The 18,389-nt window shown below is 60.7% G+C and carries 16 protein-coding genes and 1 pseudogene; 9 read left to right on the top strand and 8 right to left on the bottom strand.

Annotated features, from left to right (window positions below):
• Positions 1-65: 65 nt before the first annotated feature.
• The 4 genes and pseudogenes from QU596_RS12040 to QU596_RS12025 form a co-directional block, all read left to right on the top strand.
• A pseudogene (locus QU596_RS12040) lies at positions 66-1,088 on the top strand (tetratricopeptide repeat protein); the annotation flags it as partial.
• Positions 1,089-1,390: 302 nt separating this feature from the next.
• A complete protein-coding gene (locus QU596_RS12035) occupies positions 1,391-2,881 on the top strand; it encodes an exopolysaccharide biosynthesis polyprenyl glycosylphosphotransferase (RefSeq protein ID WP_308515786.1) in 1,491 nt (496 codons plus the stop codon).
• Positions 2,871-3,605: a WecB/TagA/CpsF family glycosyltransferase gene (locus tag QU596_RS12030; protein WP_308515784.1), complete on the top strand. Its 735-nt coding sequence runs from the start codon at positions 2,871-2,873 to the stop codon at positions 3,603-3,605. The genes QU596_RS12035 and QU596_RS12030 overlap by 11 nt, the downstream gene beginning before the upstream one ends.
• A 50-nt stretch (positions 3,606-3,655) precedes the next feature.
• Positions 3,656-4,699: a cell wall hydrolase gene (locus QU596_RS12025; RefSeq protein ID WP_308515782.1), complete on the top strand. Its 1,044-nt coding sequence runs from the start codon at positions 3,656-3,658 to the stop codon at positions 4,697-4,699.
• 89 nt (positions 4,700-4,788) lie between these two features.
• Here the strand turns inward: QU596_RS12025 and QU596_RS12020 are convergent, their stop codons facing one another.
• Positions 4,789-5,496: a PEPxxWA-CTERM sorting domain-containing protein gene (locus QU596_RS12020; RefSeq protein WP_308515780.1), complete on the bottom strand. Its 708-nt coding sequence runs from the start codon at positions 5,494-5,496 to the stop codon at positions 4,789-4,791.
• A 415-nt stretch (positions 5,497-5,911) separates the two neighbouring features.
• Here QU596_RS12020 and QU596_RS12015 point away from each other — a divergent pair, with 415 nt between their 5' ends.
• Positions 5,912-6,136: a helix-turn-helix domain-containing protein gene (locus tag QU596_RS12015; protein ID WP_308515778.1), complete on the top strand. Its 225-nt coding sequence runs from the start codon at positions 5,912-5,914 to the stop codon at positions 6,134-6,136.
• A gap of 68 nt (positions 6,137-6,204) precedes the next feature.
• Positions 6,205-7,392: a glycosyltransferase gene (locus QU596_RS12010; RefSeq protein ID WP_308515776.1), complete on the top strand. Its 1,188-nt coding sequence runs from the start codon at positions 6,205-6,207 to the stop codon at positions 7,390-7,392.
• 12 nt (positions 7,393-7,404) lie between these two features.
• Here QU596_RS12010 and QU596_RS12005 read toward each other — a convergent pair whose 3' ends face one another.
• Positions 7,405-8,406 (bottom strand): glycosyltransferase family 2 protein, encoded by a 1,002-nt coding sequence (locus QU596_RS12005; protein WP_308515774.1) that lies wholly within the window; start codon positions 8,404-8,406, stop codon positions 7,405-7,407.
• Complete coding sequence (locus QU596_RS12000) at positions 8,397-9,488, bottom strand: glycosyltransferase family 2 protein (RefSeq protein ID WP_308515772.1); 1,092 nt, start codon at positions 9,486-9,488, stop codon at positions 8,397-8,399. Before QU596_RS12000 ends, QU596_RS12005 begins: the two co-directional genes overlap by 10 nt.
• Positions 9,489-9,607: 119 nt before the next feature.
• Between QU596_RS12000 and QU596_RS11995 the strand changes: the two genes are divergently transcribed.
• The 3 genes from QU596_RS11995 (at position 9,608) to QU596_RS11985 (ending at position 11,777) form a co-directional block, all read left to right on the top strand.
• On the top strand, positions 9,608-10,435 hold the full coding sequence (locus tag QU596_RS11995; protein WP_308515770.1) for a 2OG-Fe(II) oxygenase: 828 nt from the start codon (positions 9,608-9,610) through the stop codon (positions 10,433-10,435).
• Positions 10,432-11,313, top strand: a complete 882-nt coding sequence (locus QU596_RS11990) for a DUF535 family protein (RefSeq protein ID WP_308515768.1) — start codon at positions 10,432-10,434, stop codon at positions 11,311-11,313. The genes QU596_RS11995 and QU596_RS11990 overlap by 4 nt, the downstream gene beginning before the upstream one ends.
• A 236-nt stretch (positions 11,314-11,549) precedes the next feature.
• Entirely contained in the window at positions 11,550-11,777 is a 228-nt protein-coding gene (locus QU596_RS11985) for a serine O-acetyltransferase (protein WP_308515766.1), read from the top strand.
• Here QU596_RS11985 and virB11 read toward each other — a convergent pair.
• Genes virB11 through QU596_RS11960 form a run of 5 tightly spaced genes read right to left on the bottom strand, consistent with a single transcriptional unit; the run spans position 11,774 to position 18,386 of the window.
• Complete coding sequence (gene virB11 / locus QU596_RS11980; RefSeq protein ID WP_308515764.1) at positions 11,774-12,748, bottom strand: P-type DNA transfer ATPase VirB11; 975 nt, start codon at positions 12,746-12,748, stop codon at positions 11,774-11,776. The genes QU596_RS11985 and virB11 overlap by 4 nt on opposite strands.
• On the bottom strand, positions 12,745-13,932 hold the full coding sequence (locus QU596_RS11975) for a TrbI/VirB10 family protein (RefSeq protein WP_308515762.1): 1,188 nt from the start codon (positions 13,930-13,932) through the stop codon (positions 12,745-12,747). Before QU596_RS11975 ends, virB11 begins: the two co-directional genes overlap by 4 nt.
• On the bottom strand, positions 13,922-14,806 hold the full coding sequence (locus QU596_RS11970; protein WP_308515760.1) for a TrbG/VirB9 family P-type conjugative transfer protein: 885 nt from the start codon (positions 14,804-14,806) through the stop codon (positions 13,922-13,924). Before QU596_RS11970 ends, QU596_RS11975 begins: the two co-directional genes overlap by 11 nt.
• Positions 14,803-15,984 carry a TrbL/VirB6 family protein gene (locus QU596_RS11965; RefSeq protein WP_308515758.1) on the bottom strand — a complete coding sequence of 394 codons (1,182 nt, stop codon included), beginning with the start codon at positions 15,982-15,984 and terminating at the stop codon, positions 14,803-14,805. Before QU596_RS11965 ends, QU596_RS11970 begins: the two co-directional genes overlap by 4 nt.
• Entirely contained in the window at positions 15,981-18,386 is a 2,406-nt protein-coding gene (locus QU596_RS11960; protein WP_308515756.1) for a VirB4 family type IV secretion/conjugal transfer ATPase, read from the bottom strand. The genes QU596_RS11965 and QU596_RS11960 overlap by 4 nt, the downstream gene beginning before the upstream one ends.
• Between the last annotated feature and the right edge of the window lie 3 nt (positions 18,387-18,389).

Below are 18,389 nucleotides of genomic sequence, written 5' to 3'. Positions count from 1 at the left end.
CTTGCCTATGCCTGCTCGGGGCATTGTCCGGTTGTGACACGTCTGACCGCAAGGCGCAGGCGGCGATGAACGATTATCAGGCTGCTGCCGCCGCCAATGATGTGGCCGCGGCTCGCAAAGCGCTGCTCAAGCTCGTGGCCGCCAAGGATGATGTCCCCGAGTACTGGACGGAACTGGGCAAGCTTGAACTGAACGCGGGCCGTTTCGGCGAGGCCAACTACGCCTTCACGCGCGCCTATGAGCTTGACCGGCGCAACCCGGACCTGGTGCGCGCCGTAACGCAGCTAGCCTTGAAGGGTGGCGACCTCGAGCTTGCCCAACGTCGAGCTTCCGAGCTCGAAGTTTTGGCGCCGGACGATCCTTGGGTAAAGCTGACGCGCGGATGGGCGGCGATTGCGCAATCTCAATTCGACAAGGCGCTCGAGGCTAGCGATGCCCTGCTAGCAACAATGCCGCTCGACCCGTCGGCAACGGTCCTCAAGGGGCGGGCCCTGATCGGGTTGGGCCGCGGCAACGATGCTGCAGTCCTGCTTGAAAAACAGATCGAAGCCCAACCGTCCGATGCCGGCAGCATGCGCTTGCTTGAGCGTCTGTACGAGCGAAACGGCGATTGGCCGCAACTGGCCGCCACGGCTCAAAAGTTGGCTTCGGTGGCGCCGGGGGACCAAGACAATCTGTTGATGCTAATCAGGGCTGCCTTGCGATCGGACAATGCACCGTTGGCACGGCAGGCGTCGTCGCAGTTATTGAAGCCGGCCAGCTTGCCAGTCCTGATCGCGTCGGTTCTCGACGTTTGGGATAGCGACTGGGCGGGACCGCAGCGACTGGCTGAGGCCCGGCAGCTTGCTGCGAATGCAGGTCCCGCACAGCAAATGGTGTATGCCCGCTACCTCAGCCTCTGGGGCGCGCCACAGGATGCTTTTCGGCTCGCGGCACCGCTGGCCACGATGCCCATCTCGGCTGCCAATGCCGAGGCGAATGCCGTCGCGGCGGATGCCTTGGGACGCGCCGGAAAGGTCGCAGAGGCGAGACAGCGGTTCGATGCCGTGCTTGCGTTTGATTCTGGAAACGCAACTGCGCTTGAGGGTCGCGCGAACCTGTTCCTACGCACAGGTAATGCGAATGCAGCGGTCAAGGATGCCCAGAAGCTGGTCACGGTCGTGCCCGCCGACGCTGATGCGCGGCTGCTCCTCGCCAAGAGTTTTATGGCCGCCGATAACAAGCCCTGGGCCGAACGCACCTTGTGGGCAGCTTTTCAGGACATTCCCGCGAACCAATCGATTTTCAATGCGCTGCTGGCAACGCGCCGGGGCGATGCTAATGCGACCCAGGAGTTGCAAGATGAATTCGCCCGCCAGCGCGACGCGAACCTAAGTAGAGGCTTCGCGTGATGCGTATGGTGGACAAGCAAAGTCTGGTGCCTGCGGAAAATCAGGTCCCACCTACCATCGCGAACGCACCCTCCCGCGGCCGACGACGCATCCGGTTCACATCGAACGTGGTCGGCACGCTCTACCTGCTAACCGACATTCTCTGTTTTGTTTTCAGCGTTCCGCTCGCGCTCACGGCATATTCCCTCGTCCGTTCCTCGAACTACGCCGTTTCGGTGCACGTGACGGCGTTCATTCTCATGCTGGGCAGCTTCCTGCTGATCCGACTGTCGCGCCAAGCCTATCGCCGCAGCTTGCTCGACTTGCGTGACAGCAGCGACACGACGTTCGATGCTGTCATCAGCAGTCTGATTGCCTCGGCGCTGATCTGGCAAGGCGGCCTCGTCGAAGACTATTCGCGGGGCATCGCCTTACTCTTCCTTTTAACGGTGGTCCTTGCGCTTTCGGTATCGCGACCACTTCTCCACCGGCTCATCACCCGCCTTGCCGAGCGTGGTCAGATCGAACAGCGCATCGCCTTCTACGGAGCCGATCCTGCGTCAGTAGCCCTCACCCGGCAACTGCTTGAATCTCTCAAATTTCCACATCTTCGCTTCGTCGGCATTGCGGACGATCGCGCGCGAGAGACGAAGCTCGAAGGTCTGCCAATGCTCGGAGACCTCGCCAGATTGTGTGATCTCGCCCGCGACGGAGAAGTTGATCAGGTTCTCATCAGCGGCGCCAATTTCACCACCTCGCGGCTCGAGCAGATCGTCGAAGGGTTGAGCGAAGTCGCCGTCGACGTGTCATTGATTCCGGCCCAAGCCATCGAACTCGCACCGAACTACAGCGTCAACTTGCTAGGCACGGTGCCGGTCCTGACCCTTTGGCAGCGCCCTTTCCGCGACATGAGTCAGGTGATGAAACGGGCTGAGGATCTCGTCTTCAGCGTCGTCGCGATTATTCTATTATCGCCGATCCTCGCCCTCGCTGCGCTGCTGATCCGCTTCACCAGCCCGGGTCCGATCCTGTTCGTGCAGCCGCGCGTCGGCTTCAACAACGAGACCATCCGCGTGTTCAAGTTCCGCACAATGTACACGCACATGACGGACATCGGTGCCCGGCAGACGACTACGAAAGACGATCCCCGCATTACGCCCGTTGGCAAATGGCTGCGCCGTCTCAGCATCGATGAGTTGCCGCAGCTATTCAACGTCTTGCAGGGCAGTATGTCGCTCGTCGGCCCGCGGCCGCACGGCACCGAGATGATGGTCGGCGACCGCTTCTATCACGATGCCGTTCGTGGCTACGCCGGACGGCATCGGGTGAAACCTGGCATCACGGGCTACGCTCAGGTCAAAGGCCTCCGCGGCGAGGTTCGGACGATCGAACGTGCCAAACGCCGCGTGGAACTCGACAAGCACTATGTCGACAACTGGTCTTTCTGGCTGGACATGTGGATCCTGCTCGCCACCGTCCGCGCCGTGCTGTTCGACAAAGATGCTTACTGAGCCGGTCAACTTCCTGGACGTGAATTTCGACGGCTTCAACTTTGAAGCCGTGAAGGACGTGTTACGCCAGGCGACATCTGAAAGCCCGTACCGGTACGTTGTCACACCGAACGTGGATCACGTCGTACTGCTGCATCGGCAGCCATCCCTGATGAACAGTTGGGCGTCCGCGGATCTATGCGTATGCGACAGTCAAATACTCCGGATGCTTGCCCGTCTGCGCGGCGTGAAACTTGAGTTGGTACGCGGAAGCGATCTCTGCCAGGCGCTCTTCGACGATCTTATCCATCCAGGCGACACTATAGCTGTCGTGGGCGGTAGCAGTGTCGCGGTCGCGAAACTCAGAACCATGTACCCGGCGATCCGAGTGGTTCATCATGAACCGCCGATGGGTTTACGCACGAACGCCGAAGCTAGAACGAAGGCTGCGGAATTCGTTGCTTCGTCAAACGCGAGATTCACCTTGATCGCGGTCGGCAGCCCACAGCAGGAAATGATAGCTCACGAGGTTCGCCAACACCCGTCCGCGCGTGGCTTCGGCCTGTGCATCGGAGCTGGCCTGGATTTTGTCACCGGAAGCCAAAAGCGGGCGCCGCGCTTTCTTCAGTCAGTGGGCCTTGAATGGGCTTATCGACTTGCAGGAAGTCCGCGTCGACTGTGGAAACGCTACCTGGTCGAGGGCCTCCGCATCATACCCATATTCTTGCGTTGGGCACCCTCTTGACCGTGCCTCTGCTTGAAAGGCCCGGAATTCACTCGCGGCATGGGCGCACCTTGCGCTGGCGCAAGCCGCTCGTGGTGACGACATCTCTGGTGGCGGTCGCGTTTGTGGGCTGGACCATCTATCTAACGCTCTCGTCGTTGGGCGATTCGGGCGCAAGGTCAACAAGTCGGACGGATCTGCCACCGGCTGCAGCAGCGCAGGCCGTCGTCGGTCTTCCACCCCCCGATCTTGTCCGGCCCATCACGCCCGAAGAAGCGGCTCGCGAAAATGCGGAGCGTCCGTTCGTGAACCGACCGGACTCCGCGGCGCGCAAGTTTGTGCTTAAGGTCGCGGCGGACGAGGCGGACCGGGCACTGACGTGCCTCACGCAGGCAGTCTATTACGAAGCCGCCGGCGAAGGAACGGACGGCGGCCGGGCGGTGGCCCAAATCGTCCTTAACCGCATGCGTCACCCTGGATACCCCGCGAGCGTTTGTGGTGTGATCTATCAAGGGTCGGAACGGGCAACCGGTTGCCAGTTCACTTTCACGTGCGATGGCTCACTGCTCCGCCCGCCCGCAGCGGCGCTGTGGAACAGGTCCCGCAAGATCGCTCAGGAAGCCTTGGCCGGCAAAGTGTTCGCGCCGGTGGGGCACGCCACGCACTATCATGCCGATTATGTCGTCCCCTATTGGGCGGACTCGCTGGACAAGACGGTGCAGATCGGCCGGCACATCTTCTATCGGCTCCGCGGGGCCTATGGCGACGGAAATGCGTTCTCTCAACGCTATGCAGGTCACGAGCCCCTGCTCCCACCGAAACCCGACGAGTCGCTGGTGAGCACCCCACCGACTGTGCCTGAGGATCTTGCGAGCACGCTGATGGACGACGGCGTCACGAGCGGGATCAAGGACGTCGAGAAAGCTGCTCCGGTACCCGTTTCGCCGCTAGTGGCAGACACCAATACCAGCACGCTCCTTCTCGGCGGACCAGCGCCGACTTCGGCAGCGAAGAAAGCTAGGCAAGCGGTCGATTGCTCTGCGGCCGGCGGCCAAAAAGTTTCGCCGCTTGGAAAGAATGACCTCCGCGTCGGGGCCGCCGCAGCAGGCTGTTAGGCAAAAGCACTAACATCGCTGGCGAAGCGGACAAAAAAATGCGGCCCGGTGATAAGCCGGGCCGCAAGGATTACACTGTTCAGTCTAGCTTATGCGACCTGCATCAGCGCGCCGGTGCGGCGCTGCTTGCGACGCATGGTCATGCCGATCCCGCCAAAACCAAGCAGCATCATCGCCCAGGTAGCGGGCTCCGGAACAGCGCCTGGAGCCAGAGTGATCGAATTCTGTTTGATGTACTGGAAACCACCACCAGTGCCCGGCGTGCAGGTCGCAATCGTAGTTCCGGCGCAGGTGCTGATGCGGACCGCGGTGAAGATATCGCCGCCCGTTGCGGTCAGCGTATAGTCCTTGTTCGTGTTCGCATTCTGCCCAATCGGATTGGAAACACCTTGGAGCGGGGGATTATCCGCGCCCATGATCGCGTTAATCCAATTGTTCGCGCCACCCGCAACCGTCGAATACTGCACGAGGATATTCGATGCTGTTAGCAGCGAAGCGCTGAATTGCAGTGCGGTGAAATTCAGATTCGGATCGATCACGAGCATTTTGAAAAGCGTCGCATCGTCTTGGTTCGAGTCACGAATCAAGGCGAAGCCGCCGCCGTCCGTAATGTGGATCGCGGTATCGCCAGTAAATTTGACGTCGGAAGAAGTGATGCCGGTCGTTCCATATACCGACAACGCATCGTTAATGGTCGAGAGTGGATCACCGGCAACTGCACCCTGCGCCTGGATGTGCGTGTTGAGGTTGCTGGTTGCAGTTGTCAGCGTCCCCGCAGCATTGGCGGAGGTGGCCATCCCAATCGCTGCAGTCGCAAGTGCTGCCAATAGTACACGTCGCATAGAAATCCCTTTCTTGCCCCTGAAGGGGATCCGCCATCACCAGATGCAACTGAAGGTGACGGCCCCCGCCACGACGACTCGTCGACAATTGACCGACCAGTTCGAAGTAAGTTGCGGATAAACGCTTTTTTAACGATTCGCAATAATTCTTAGTTAACCACAAGCCGAGAAGTCGACTGAAATTTCCCTACGTAAATTTGTACATCGATTTGGCAGCTGTGAGAGCGCGGCCTGGAAAAGTGGCATCGCTTTCAGCCAAGAACGGAGACCTCGTGTCCTGAAGTGACACAGCGCGGTTCAACGACCTGTAATGCCTAGGTAACTAGGCCTACTAGGAGAAAATTACTCAGGACGACCCACTAAGGGGTGAATGGTGAACCAGCTGGGACAACAGGAAGACTTCGTGACGCTCTCGGAGCGCGAACGGGAAGTGATGCAGTGCATTGCCCGAGGCCTGTCATCCAAGCAATGCGCGGTAGAGCTCGGCATCGCCCCCCGCACAGTGGAACGCCACGTCGAAAATCTGCGCAACAAGCTCAACGCGCGTAACAAGCCGCATTTGGTGGCTAAGGCACTGTCCGGCGGGCATATCTAAGCTCGGCCTTTTACTTCTCCACTGAGCTTCCTCAGTATACGCGCCGACCATCGACACGCGGAGCGATCTTGCGCCTAGCCTATCTGTGCAATGTTTATCCGGCCATCAGCCACTCTTTCGTTCGCCGCGAAATTGAAGGCCTGGAAGCTGCGGGTCATGAAGTTTGGCGTTTCAGCCTGCGCCCACACGGCACGCTCAAAGATTCCAAAGATCTCCGCGAGGCTGAAATCACCGAAGCCGCGCTTAGCAACAAATTCGATGTTCTGCTTTCAGCGGTAAGACTGATCGTGACTCGGCCAATACTTAGCCTCAGATCGCTAAACACAGCCTATTGCCTGAGCAGTTCGGGACTCAAGCAGAAAGCTCGTCACCTAGCTTACTGGGCTGAAGCCGCGTGGCTGCTCCGACGAATGAGTAAATACGATATCGAGCATCTCCATGCTCACTTCGGGACCAACCCGGCTGCCGTAGCTACTATCGCGCAGGCTTGGGGAGGCCCACCTTTTAGCTTCACCGTGCATGGCCCGGATGAGTTTGATGCTCCAGTTGGTCTATCCCTGACGGAAAAAATCAGGCGTGCAAAATTCGTGGCGGCAATCAGCAGTTTCGGCTCCGCCCAGTTGAAACGATGGGCTGACCTGGCGGATTGGCCCAAGATTAAGATTGTGCGTTGCGGACTTGATGCCTCGTTTCTGGTTAGACAGCCGCTCCCCCTCCCCGATGATACCAAAAGCTTTGTCTGCGTCGCTCGCCTGTCGGCTCAGAAGGGCTTACCGCTGCTCATCTCTGCCTGCGAACGACTGCAACGAGACGGTAAGTCTTTCTCGCTCACCTTAATCGGTGACGGAGAATTGCGGGAGCAGATCGATAGCGAAATCAAAAATCGAGGTCTTGAGCAAACAATCAAACTTGCCGGTTCGTGCTCCTCACAGGAAATTCAAGAAGCGCTGCAATCCGCCCGCGCATTTGTCCTGCCGAGCTTTGCCGAGGGATTGCCGGTTGTGATCATGGAGGCTCTCGCCCTCGCCCGTCCGGTCATCGCGACGTCGATCGCCGGCATTCCTGAGCTCGTCGACCAAACGTGCGGATGGGTCATACCCGCCGGATCGGAGGAGGCACTCGTCAACGCCATGAAATCTGCTCTGGAAACTTCGACGGACGATCTATTTTCCATGGGCCAGATTGGGCGCGCGCGCGTGTTGGCAATGCACGATGCCAGTCGGAACGCTCAACTCATCGCTGAGAATGCTCAATAATCTTTCGGCAGGTCACCTCCAGTCGATGATCCTGTACTGGCCCGATAGCCGAGCGCGCAGATAGCGAACGATACCTACGACGTGCGCAAATTTGCTGTAGATCGTAAATCTCGACACAAGTCGCGCATCGTCCGAACTTAGTCCTGTCGCGTGATAATGCCTTAGGACCCGCTGATACAGCAGCCCGTACCCGGCCAAAAGCAGCAGTGAGATCCCATGGCTTGGCCAAAGAAGAATTATGGCTGACAGCGGCAGCACCAACCCCCAAAAAAGATCGCTGAGAACCTCGCGCCGTCCATCGCGCATAGGGCTTGTGCCGTGGCGATCGTACCGATGAGCGATCGCGTGGCCACCTCTCACTGCCCGACGCCACCACTGACCGAAATGCATCATATCCGCATCATGGGTCGCGATCGGACAATCAATCTTAAGCAATTTCCAGCCGGCCAGGCTGAGACGTGCGCCGAGATCCGGTTCCTCTCCCGCTATGGCAATCTCATTGAAACCATCGACTTCGCGCAGAGCGGCAACGCGAGCCATCATGATACCACCTAAGCCGTTCATATTCTCGATCCGCCCTGCTGGGGAGCGCCATTCGATCGAGCAAAGTCGATTGTAGAGCGAAGCTTGTGGATTTCTCTCCGTCAGATGGCCGGTCACGATCGCAAGTTTCGCGTCACGATCAAACTCGTCCATCGCCGCTTCGGGAAAAGCGCTGTGGAGCGTGCAATCTCCGTCCAAATACATGACAAATTCGGCTTCCGGCCACCTTGTCAGCGCCAAGGCCAGCCCCTCGTTGCGTCCGCGAGCGGCGGAAAAAGGGCGATCGCTCGACAGCTCAACGACTTCCGCACCAAGTCTTTTCGCAATGCCAGGGCTGTCGTCTACCGAACCGGAATCAGCATAGACCACGGGCAGGCCGAGACTCTGGATAGAGCCGAGGCTGAGTTGTAATGATTTGCTCTCATTCCGGCCGATTACGACCGCAACAATACGATTACCGCTCACTGCCATCGATTTATCATCCAGGCAGGAGGTTGTCCCGGGTGGCTGGCCAACGTTGCGATGCTAGGCTCCGCATCATGAATTCGAGGAAAAGCGGCACGAAGGTGGTCGCGCAACTGATGATCGATCGGCGCTCCCTTCGCCAATCCGAGGAAGCGCCGCATCCACCAAAACAAATTACCGGCGGTCCAAGCTAGGTAAGCGGCGGTCGCGCCCTCTAGGCCTCTAGTAAGGCCGAAGAACCGTGACCTCGATCGAAAGATATAGCGCGGTAATCGTTTCCCAAGCTTCACGTCCGGGTTGACTCCACCAACCCCAGTTGCTGCGCCGCCCATGTGTAGGACGCGGCTCGAAGGTTCCGTGGCTACACGCCAGCCGTGCTTTTTAAGGCGCCACATCAATTCGACTTCCTCGTTGTAGAGGAAAAAGCCTTCATCGAAGAGGCCGACTTCTCGCAAGGCACTTAGCCGAAGCATCACGCTTCCGCCTGTCACCCAATCGACATACCTGGCTTGAGTCGCTGCGACGGAGATCGGGGGTATCCGTAGCACTTTTTCGACCAAGCCTGTCCTTGCTGCTCTTCCGAATTCTCCACGAACGGTTGGAAAGTTGAATGCGCTACCTGAGGTAGTGCCATCGGAATTGAGCATCTGGCTCCCGACCGCAGCAACTTCGGCATGGGCATTCAAATAGGCTGCAAGCGATACCACCGCATTAGGCTCGACCGTCGCATCCGGATTAATCAAGTAAATGAATTCGGGAGCCGGCGTTTCCTTCGCTGCAATCAAGATAGCCTGATTGTTCGCCCAGCCGAAACCTCCATTGATCGGCAAGGGCAAAAATCTCACCCATTCATTGCGTTTGGGTGACGAACAAAAGGCAGCCAGAATCTCAACTGAATCATCCATCGAATGACCGTCAACGACGATGACCGTCAAATTTGGAAGAGAGTTCTTCTCCGCCTCCAGCGCTTCGACGCACCGCTTCGTCAGATCGGGCGTCCGGTAATTGACGATGATCGCGCAAACGCGGCTAATTGCTCCGCCCATTTGTCCATTGGCAGCTTTCACGGGCCAATCTTTGTCGCCCAAGCCGTCACGCGTCTACATATCTGTAACAGTTCAATCTTAGGCGTCCCTCTCCGTGACAGATGCTCCCCCGCGCGGCCTGACCACTTGGCTTGCCAAGGCCGAACTGTACAATGCCCGATATGCTACACCTCGCTAAAACAGGCGGATATCTCGCGTTCAACGAAGAAGAATGCTTGAGTTTCGGGCGGTCCCTTTCGGAAAAGTATCGGAATGCTGAGCCGTTCCCGCACATCGTCATCGACAATTTCATGGAGGCTGAACCTCTTCGAGCGGTCCTCGGCGAATTCCCGTCCAACAGGAATAAGGACTTCTTCGACCGCGAGCAGGAAAGGCTAAAGTTCCAGTTCGAGCCAAACACAATAGATTCAGGTGTCATCCGTAATCTATTCGCTGAATTGAATAGCCGCGCGTTTCTGAGCTTCTTAGAAGAACTCACGGGCATTACCGGCTTGATACCCGATCCCCGATTTGAAGGTGGAGGCCTGCACGAGACGAAACGCGGTGGTCACTTGGGAGTGCACGCGGATTTCAATGTTAATGACCGATTGAAAGTCCAGCGACGATTAAATCTGCTCATATATCTCAATGACGATTGGCCCGACGAATACGGGGGACAGCTCGAACTCTGGGATAAGCAGATGCAACGCTGCGCGGTCCGGGTCAGCCCTATCTTTGGGCGAGCGGTGATTTTCAACACGGACCTAGATAGTTTCCATGGACACCCTGATCCTCTGAACTGTCCACCGGAGCGCTCGCGGCGATCGATTGCCACGTATTATTACTCGGCGCCCGAGGAAGGTCTTGTGGCTCTGCCAAAGCGAACGACGAATTTCCGCGCTCGACCCGGCAGCACCGACAAAGCGGACTGGCGGATAAGGCGACACCATTTGGTCAATGATTGGGTCCCGCCGCGCCTGCAGCGCTTCGCCCATCGGTTATTCGGGTGATCGGCTGGGCTTGGGGCGTCAGCAAGGACGTCGACCCTGACCTCAAGTGGCGCGCCAAGTTCGCGCTAGCTGCCGCCCGTCATCGGAAGCTCGCCAAGGATCTACAAAGCGAAGATCCCGCGTCACCGCTAGGGAGCCTAATCCAAGAGTGGCCGGAAACGTTGGGTTTCCTGTTGGCGCCTTATCAGTGCGCCGCTTGGAGCCCGGAAACCCGCTTTGAACGGATTGCCGCCCATCTGCAGGCGATAAGGTCGATCCCCGGCCTTTGGTTGAAGCCGGATGAAAAGCTGGTGGTCGCTGACCTGCATAAGTTCAGCGAGGGCACGAGGATCATAATTGATCGACCTCGCTGGCTATCGCGTGAGGGCCATTTGACAGTCAGTCTGTTCAAGAACGATTTTCGGGCTTTCACCCTCACTTTCTCAATAAACCTAAATCCTGTCCCCTCGATATTTGTCGGCAGTATTCAAGGCCGGCAAGACAAAGACATCTTGTCGACCTATCGCGACCTTACCAAGGATTTTAACGGTGTACGCCCGCGCGACCTCATTATAGAAATGCTCCGAGAGCTGGCGTCTAAGCTCAATATCGCACGCATTGATGCAGTCGCCGACGAAGCGAAAATATCTCGCCACGCATATTACGGCGGCGCCAGCGGCGGCCTCAATTATAATGAAATCTGGGAGGATCGCGGAGCAGTGCGATCGTCTAGCTCGTCATATGAATTGCCCATAAGCTCGAAGCGCCGCGAGCTGGAAGAAGTCGCACCAAAAAAACGATCTATGTACCGTCGTCGGTATGACATGCTCGACGAAATTTCCACGCTGGTACCGCAAGACATGGGCGAGGCTAAGCGGATAGCCTTTGAAGCCTCATGACCAGCTTTACCCGAAGACTCTTAGCTAGCGGCGAAGCATATCGCCATTACCGAAGCCAGAGCGGCCTCGTTTACAAGATGTTGCGGCGGCTTGCTCGCTTGCGACACGTCGGATGGAGTTTCCTGACACACTCCGACATCTCCCCGCACGCGAAGCTTGGTCAACGGTTGCAGCTTCCGCATCCCAACGGCGTCGTGATCCATGAAGATGCTGTCGTTGGCGATGACTGCATGATAATGCAGCAGGTGACCATTGGCATGATCGGCGAGGGCGAAGTGCCAAGTATCGGGAACGGCGTTTACATTGGCGCAGGCGCAAAAATCATAGGCAAAGTTCATGTTGGCGACGGCGCTCGTATCGGCGCCAATGCGGTGGTGACAAAGGATGTGCCGCCGGGACACACCGCGATTGGCGTGCCCGCGAAAATCATCCCCAATCGGTCGGAACGCGCCGTCCGCAACTAAGCGGCAGCGAGCTCGTCGATCGCGACTATTTTGCGATCCGGTCCATCGCGGCCAAGCTGAACTACGACGTCGATCACAGACCGTGCGTACTCAATCGTCTCCGATCGCGAGAGACCGAGACCCGATTGCATCACCATTAGCGACAGTTGCTCAAGTGCACCGCTCGTTGAGTTAGCATGGATGGTGCTGAACGACCCAGGGTGACCAGTATTCACTGCCCGCAGGAAGCTGACCGCCTCTTTGCCGCGAAGCTCGCCTAGGAGAATACGATCTGGCCGCAGGCGTAGCGCGGCCTGCAGCAAGTCATCAGTGTTGATGAGCGCCTCACCTAGCTCGCCCTTTACCGCTATCAAACCGAGGTCATTGGGGCCGTGCAGCTGAACTTCGGCGGTGTCCTCGACAACGATCACGCGCTGCTCAACCGGAACTTCACGAAGCATGGCGTTTAGGAAAGTGGTCTTGCCGGTGGAAGTACCGCCGCTGATTAGGATCGTCTTGCGATCTTTGACCGCCTGCCGGAGAAAGCCCACAGGGTCTTCCTCGGCTGAAATCTTCGTCTCGACGGCTTGCGGCTTCAATGGCCCCGTCGCGTACGCGTCCAACGGCAAATCCAAAAGACAATGCCGACGCATCGCGAGTGCCCAGTGCGCTCTTGTCGCCGTAGGAGCGACGAATTGGACGCGGGCGCCGTTGGGCAGCATCGCTGCCAGCAATGGCCGCTCGCGGCTGATGCCTTGGTTGCTGACCCTGGCCACCTGTTCAGCCAAGCGCTGCAGGAGATTGTCGTCGACCTTGTCGGACGCATGACGGGTCATCTTGCCCCGCTGCTCGACCCAGACCTCGCCCGGCCGGTTCACGAGAATTTCCGTGACGTCATCCTGCGCCAACCAGGCACGGAACGGCTCTAAATACGCGTCGAGAAACGGGTCGATCCCGTCGCGCCTGTTTGTCGGGAGCGCGGTAACGCTCACCCGTTGGCGCCCTCAGGGAAGATGAGATCCCGCGCGGTGAACACGCGAATCGGTTCACCCTGGCGAACCCTGATGGTCGGGCCGCGGTTGCCACTTTGCTGAATGGCAGCCGAGGCTGCGCTTGAGCCGCCGCCCACGACGACCGTCGAGGCTCCTCCGCTCATCAAGCCACCAGCGCCGCCCAACACGGAGAGCAGAATCGCTGAGCCGAAGCGCGAGAAGAAATGGCTGTTAACCTGGCCGCCAACGCCAGCCTGACCGGCGAAGTCCGCTGCGGGCGAGGCCAAGGCTACAGAAACTCCATCCGGACGGACGAGTCGGGTCCACATGAGATATGCCCGGCGTTGGCCCGCCTGCGTCGCACCCTTGTACTCGCCGATCAGGCGTGAAGAGCGCGGGATTAGCACTCGAGTACCATCGAATGATCGCACATCTTGGCTGACGACCGCGCGGACGTATCCGGGAACGTCGGTGTTGATCGCGGTTTCAAGAACGGCTGGGATCAGCGTGCCCTGGACGACCGTGCTCGCCGGCTCGACCAAACGGCTCGACCGCGCTGAACTATTATCGCCGACCACCCCGGCAGCGGCCGCGCCGCCCGCAAGCAATGCCGGGGCGCCGCTGACATCGCGAGCGCCATTCATGACGGCGCCTGTCGTAGCAGCTGAAGACCCGCTCCCGTCATAGACGAGGACCGGTGCGGACTGCGGAGATATTCCTGGCATGGGCATCGAACCCGGCATTGGGTTCGCGCCGGCCATTGGCATCGGCTGCGGAGCCATCGTCGGCACAGCGCCCGGCTCGACTGGCAGGCCAAGGGGGCGCCCGGGGATCGTTGCTGCGCCTGGCACAGCCGGCGCCAAGGCAGTTGGCTTAGCCGTGGTCACCGCCGGAGCGGTCGCTGGTCCGCTGCGATGCGAGCTCAGCGACATGAAAGTTGCCGCCCCGAGCACCAAGGCCACGGCTCCACCCGCTGCCAGACCCAGGCTATCCTTCCGGCTCTTCTGGCGCGCGACGACGGGGTATGCATTTTGGCTGGCGATGACGAGCGCCTGCTCGTCGATCTCGAGCCGGGGATCGGTTTGCGGGACGATCGCCGGAAGAGAGCTGCGAACCGGATCTTCCCACGGGCCGCGGACGGCGCCGTTGCCGAGATCCTCAGTGACGACCCGTTTAGCGTCCATTGTCGGTCACCTTGTCGCTGTAGAGCGAAGTCATGTTGGCGAGTTTCACCGCGGGCGCTGCTTGCGGCGCCGGCGGAGGCGCGGCCTCGCTGACCACCGGGGCGGGCGCGGGTGCCTGCTGCGCAACGCGCGTGTCGGCTGTGGCGGCGCGCGATTGCGGGACGACTTGGCGGGTCGGCCAGAGGGCGGCACTGCGCTTGCCGTAGCGGAGCACCAGGTTCGCCGGCACCGGCGTGATCACGATATATTCGCCGCGAAGCTGATAGTTGACCGGGCCTTCCTGCTTATCCTCATTCTGGGTCAGGATCGCGGGGAGCGGCGTTTCCTTGTCCCACGCCAGATAGACCGACGAGCCGTCGTCGAACACGCGCGCCGGAAGCAGGCCCTTGTTGCCGTTGCTCTTCCAGTCGAAGTGCAGCTTCTCCGCGACCGCCGCTGCGGTCGGCCGCGTGTTTGCTGCGGCAACCTGCTGCGTCGGCTTGGGCAGCTCAGCTTTCTTCTCGTTCGGATAGCTGAACTTCATGGCGTAGACCGCGGAAGCCGACGCTTCACCCGCCACGAGGTCGAACATGTACGTCCGCTTGTCGGTGACGACGGTCATGTTGGTGCGGCTGTGCTGCGCCAGCGGTTTGACGAAGAGCAGGCTGGCGCGGCGGTTTGGCGTGATCTGCCACTTGGAGGAATCGCCCACCGCGACATTCTCGATCTTCTCGTCGCCCGAAAATTCGATGGTCGACTGGATGCCGGACTTGCCGACGATGCGGACGATCTGCTCCGGATCGTAGGCGACAGAGCGGATGCGGCTGTCCGTTGCGGCCACGGAAGCCGTCGAAACCAGGAGCGCAAGCGCGGCGAAACAAACCTTGCGGATCATCGAAAAATCTCTCGCGAAACATTGTTGGTGGCACCGGCAACCCGGTGATGAAGGTAGCGCATCTGACCCCGCGCATCGCTCGGCCCCGGAAGCGCCGGGATCGGTGCCGAAGCCGGCAAAGCCGCGATGCGGGCCATGGCCGGCGCCGGAAGACGGCTGCTCATGGCCGTCGCCTCGATGCTGGCGACCGTGCTGCGGACGCGATCCGAAGTGATGTTGGCATTGGTGGCCGTGACCGTCGACGGCGTAAACGCGCGCTCCTGATGCGCGGCGACAGGCGCAGCGGCATGGCTCGCCGGAGTCGCTGCCGCGAAACGGCCGATCCGCCATCCCTTGGTCAGGTTGCCCGCGACCTTGAACACCAGGATCATCAGCGTGAGGTAGATGATCGAGGCGGTCAGGATGGTGACGGCCGTGCGGAGCGGAATGACGCCGTTCGCCTGATCGAGCGCCGTGACCATCGGCGAGATGGCGGCGAGCGCCCCGCTCCCCATGACCACGGTAAGCAGCGGCACAAGCGCGAACATGGCGACGCTCTTCAGCCAGCCTTCGAACAGGCCCCGCGTCCCCTCGAACAGCGCGAGCACGATAAACACCGGGCCAATAATCAGGAGCGCGGCGAGCGCGAGCCGGCAAACGACCAGCACGCCCACGGTGCCAAGCAGCATGATAAGCGCGCCGAGCGACAGCAGATTGGCAGGCGAAGCCATCGTCGGAGTGGCAGCGGCCACAGCCGGATTGACCGGCGTCACCGAGGTCGCCGCGTCGGAGATGGCGGTGAAGAAACCGTCGAGTTGCTGCGCGAACAGCATTGTCGCGCTACCCTTCGAGCCGACCAGCACGCTGGCGATCTCGTCCGGTGCGCCGGTGGCGAGGTTCCACACGACCGATTGATAGGCGATCCATGAGGTCGCGAAGGTCAGCACGAGGCCGAGCGTCATCATCCGCGGCGTCAGCACCGACAGGCGCAGCGCCGAGCGGCCCGTGAGCAGGTTGAAGGCCAGAAGACCGATGTAGAGCGTCAGGATAATTGTCAGTGCCGTCTGGAAACTGCCGTGCGCGCCGAACAGGCGGCCGAAGCTCACCGCCGTCGCATCATTGGCGAGGCAGTCGATCTTCGACAGCGCGTCGGCGATCCCGGCAGGCCCGTCGGCGCCAAAAGGCTCGCACTGACTCATTCGGCGGCGGCCAGCCAATAATCGTCGCTGGCGGGCGAGCCCGGCCAGGGCGTGCGGGTCAGCATCGGATACCAGACGGCGGGATCGTTGCCGACCGCGCCGCGGATCTCGTCGAGGCGGCGGACGCTGGATTCGCGGCCCGACAGGACCGTCAGCACATCCGGCATGCCATTGAGATCCAGGCGGACCACGACCGAGCGGTTGGCCTGACGCACCAGGAAACAGCGGCTGTGCGCCGGCAGGCTGCGGATGAACTCGAATTCCTGCGCGCTAAGGCCGAAGCCCTGGCAATAATGTTCTTCGCGCGCCTTGGTGTTGGGCATGAAGATCGCGGTCGCAGTCTGCTCGACGATCGCCGAGGAGATCGAGCTGTCGAGCGCATCGGCGGCCGACTGGGTCGCGAAGCCGATCATCGCGTTCCGCTTACGCAGCGTCTTCATCCAGTTGCGGATGCGCGCCGCGAACAACGGATCGTCGAGCGCCTTCCAGGCCTCGTCGATGAGAATCATCGTCGGTGAACCGTCGAGCCGCTGCTCGATGCGGTGGAAGAGATAGAGCAGCACCGGGGTGCGAAGGCGGCGGTCCTCGAGCAGCTCGGTCATGTCGAAGCCGAGCACGCGATTGTTGAAGTCGAGCTCGTCCTCGCGATTGTCGAACAGCCAGGCATGCTCACCGTCGAAAATGAACGGGTCGAGCCGCGACGGCAGGTCGCCCGGCTCCGGGCGGCGTCCCCCGCCCAGCAGGTCGCGCATGAAGCGCAGCTGGCGAAGCTCGGGGCCGTGCGCGTAGATTTCGTCGATCGCCTTGGCGATGGCGCCCTCTTCCTCGCCCTTGGCTTCGAGCAGGCCGCTCAGCCAGTCGCGAAGGAAAGCGCGGTTGCCTGCTTCGTCCGGCAGGCGCAGCGGGTTAAAGCCGGTCGGTGCGCCGCGATTGATCCGTTCGTAGCGGCCGCCGAGCGCGCGAAGGAAGATTTCCGAGCCGCGGTCCTTGTCGAACAGGATCGTGCGCGGCGAGAACTTCTGCGCCTGGGCGGCGAGGAAGTTGAGCACCACGGTCTTGCCCGAACCCGAGGGGCCGATGATCGTGAAATTGCCGAGGTCGCCCTCGTGGAAGTTGAAGAAGTAGGGCGTCGAGCTAGTTGTTTCGAACGTCGTGACCGCGTCGCCCCAATGATTACCGCGCGCGCGGCCCATCGGGAAGCCGTGCAGGGAGATGAAACCGGCCGCGTTCGAGCTTGAGATGAGTGCGCGGCGAACGACATATTGCTCGTTGCCCGGGAACTGACCCCAGAAGGCTGGCTCCAGGTTGACGTCCTCGCGGACGGCGACGGCGCCGATGTCGGCCAGCGCCGCAGCGGCGTCGGCAGTCGCGGTTTCCAGTGTTTCCAATGTCGGGCTGCGAACCAGCAGGCTCAGGTGATGATCGCCGAAGGTCAGCTGACCCGCGCCAACGGCGTCACGGGCAGCCAGCATTTCGGCGCGCTCGGTCGCAGCGCCTTCGTCGGCGCTGCGCAGACGGCGAAGCGAAAGGTCGATCCGCTCACGCGCCGTTTGGCGCTCGATCGGCGCGAAGCTTTCCGTGATTACTAGCTCGTGCGGAACGCGCAGCAGCGAGTCCAGCAGGCCGGCGCGGCTCGAATCCGGATATTCCTTGATGCCGAGGATGCTGGCGAACCCGCGGCGGCCGGGCCCCCTCACCTCGATCGCGTCGAGGCCGAAGCTCACGCGGGCGTAGGGAATATGCTGGCCGAGATCCTGCTCCGGACGCGGCATGAGCACCGGCCGCATCTCGCCGTTGTAGAGTGCCGACAGCAGCTCCAGCGGCTCCGAATAAATGCCCGTCTCAGTCTCGTAGGTGCCGAGCACGCGGACACCGTACGACTGCAGCGCCGCGCTGAGCGCAGCGGTCGTCGAGTCCAGTTCCAGCGCTTCGGCGCCGGTCAGATGCTCGCCGACCTGTTTGCCGCCACCGAGGCGGCTGAGCCGCTCCGGAAGACCGGCCTTGCCGCGCGGCGGGCGGATGACGATCGTCAGGAACTGCTCGTTGAGGAACAGCCGCTCCTGGTTGAGCTGATCCTTCCAGCGGCGGTCGAGATCGGCCGAGAAAGCGTCGGGCGAGCGTGCCTGCAGATCCACCTCGACCCGGCGGCGGATCAGATGGTGGTAAAGCACGGCCTTGGAATTGAGCGCGCTACGCAGCACCACGTCGCGCACGGCCAGGAGGTGGTTGAGGACCTCGTCATCCTCGGTCTCGAACGGGAAGCCGGCGAGGCGCATGCAGCGCATCAGGGAGCCATCGCGCAGGCGAAGCGTCGAAGCGTCGATGTGCCGCGCGTAGGGCAAGCGATCGCCGCCGCGGGCTTCGCGCTTGTTCCAGGCTGCGGGTCCCAACCATTTGGTCATGGT

The organism is Sphingomonas flavescens (assembly GCF_030866745.1).
Lineage (GTDB): Bacteria > Pseudomonadota > Alphaproteobacteria > Sphingomonadales > Sphingomonadaceae > Sphingomicrobium > Sphingomicrobium flavescens.
This window is presented reverse-complemented; position numbering and strand designations above follow the sequence as displayed.

Bases quoted from the DNA above. Each gene is read 5' to 3' on its own strand.
- QU596_RS11995 (WP_308515770.1), top strand. From the start codon at position 9,608: ATGCTACACCTCGCTAAAACAGGCGGATATCTCGCGTTCAACGAAGAA.
- QU596_RS11985 (WP_308515766.1), top strand. From the start codon at position 11,550: ATGCAGCAGGTGACCATTGGCATGATCGGCGAGGGCGAAGTGCCAAGT.
- QU596_RS12005 (WP_308515774.1), bottom strand. From the start codon at position 8,406: ATGGCAGTGAGCGGTAATCGTATTGTTGCGGTCGTAATCGGCCGGAAT.
- QU596_RS11965 (WP_308515758.1), bottom strand. From the start codon at position 15,984: ATGAGTCAGTGCGAGCCTTTTGGCGCCGACGGGCCTGCCGGGATCGCC.
- QU596_RS12015 (WP_308515778.1), top strand. From the start codon at position 5,912: ATGGTGAACCAGCTGGGACAACAGGAAGACTTCGTGACGCTCTCGGAG.
- QU596_RS11975 (WP_308515762.1), bottom strand. From the start codon at position 13,932: ATGGACGCTAAACGGGTCGTCACTGAGGATCTCGGCAACGGCGCCGTC.
- QU596_RS12030 (WP_308515784.1), top strand. From the start codon at position 2,871: ATGCTTACTGAGCCGGTCAACTTCCTGGACGTGAATTTCGACGGCTTC.
- QU596_RS11960 (WP_308515756.1), bottom strand. From the start codon at position 18,386: ATGACCAAATGGTTGGGACCCGCAGCCTGGAACAAGCGCGAAGCCCGC.
- QU596_RS11970 (WP_308515760.1), bottom strand. From the start codon at position 14,806: ATGATCCGCAAGGTTTGTTTCGCCGCGCTTGCGCTCCTGGTTTCGACG.
- QU596_RS12035 (WP_308515786.1), top strand. From the start codon at position 1,391: ATGCGTATGGTGGACAAGCAAAGTCTGGTGCCTGCGGAAAATCAGGTC.
- QU596_RS12020 (WP_308515780.1), bottom strand. From the start codon at position 5,496: ATGGCCACCTCCGCCAATGCTGCGGGGACGCTGACAACTGCAACCAGC.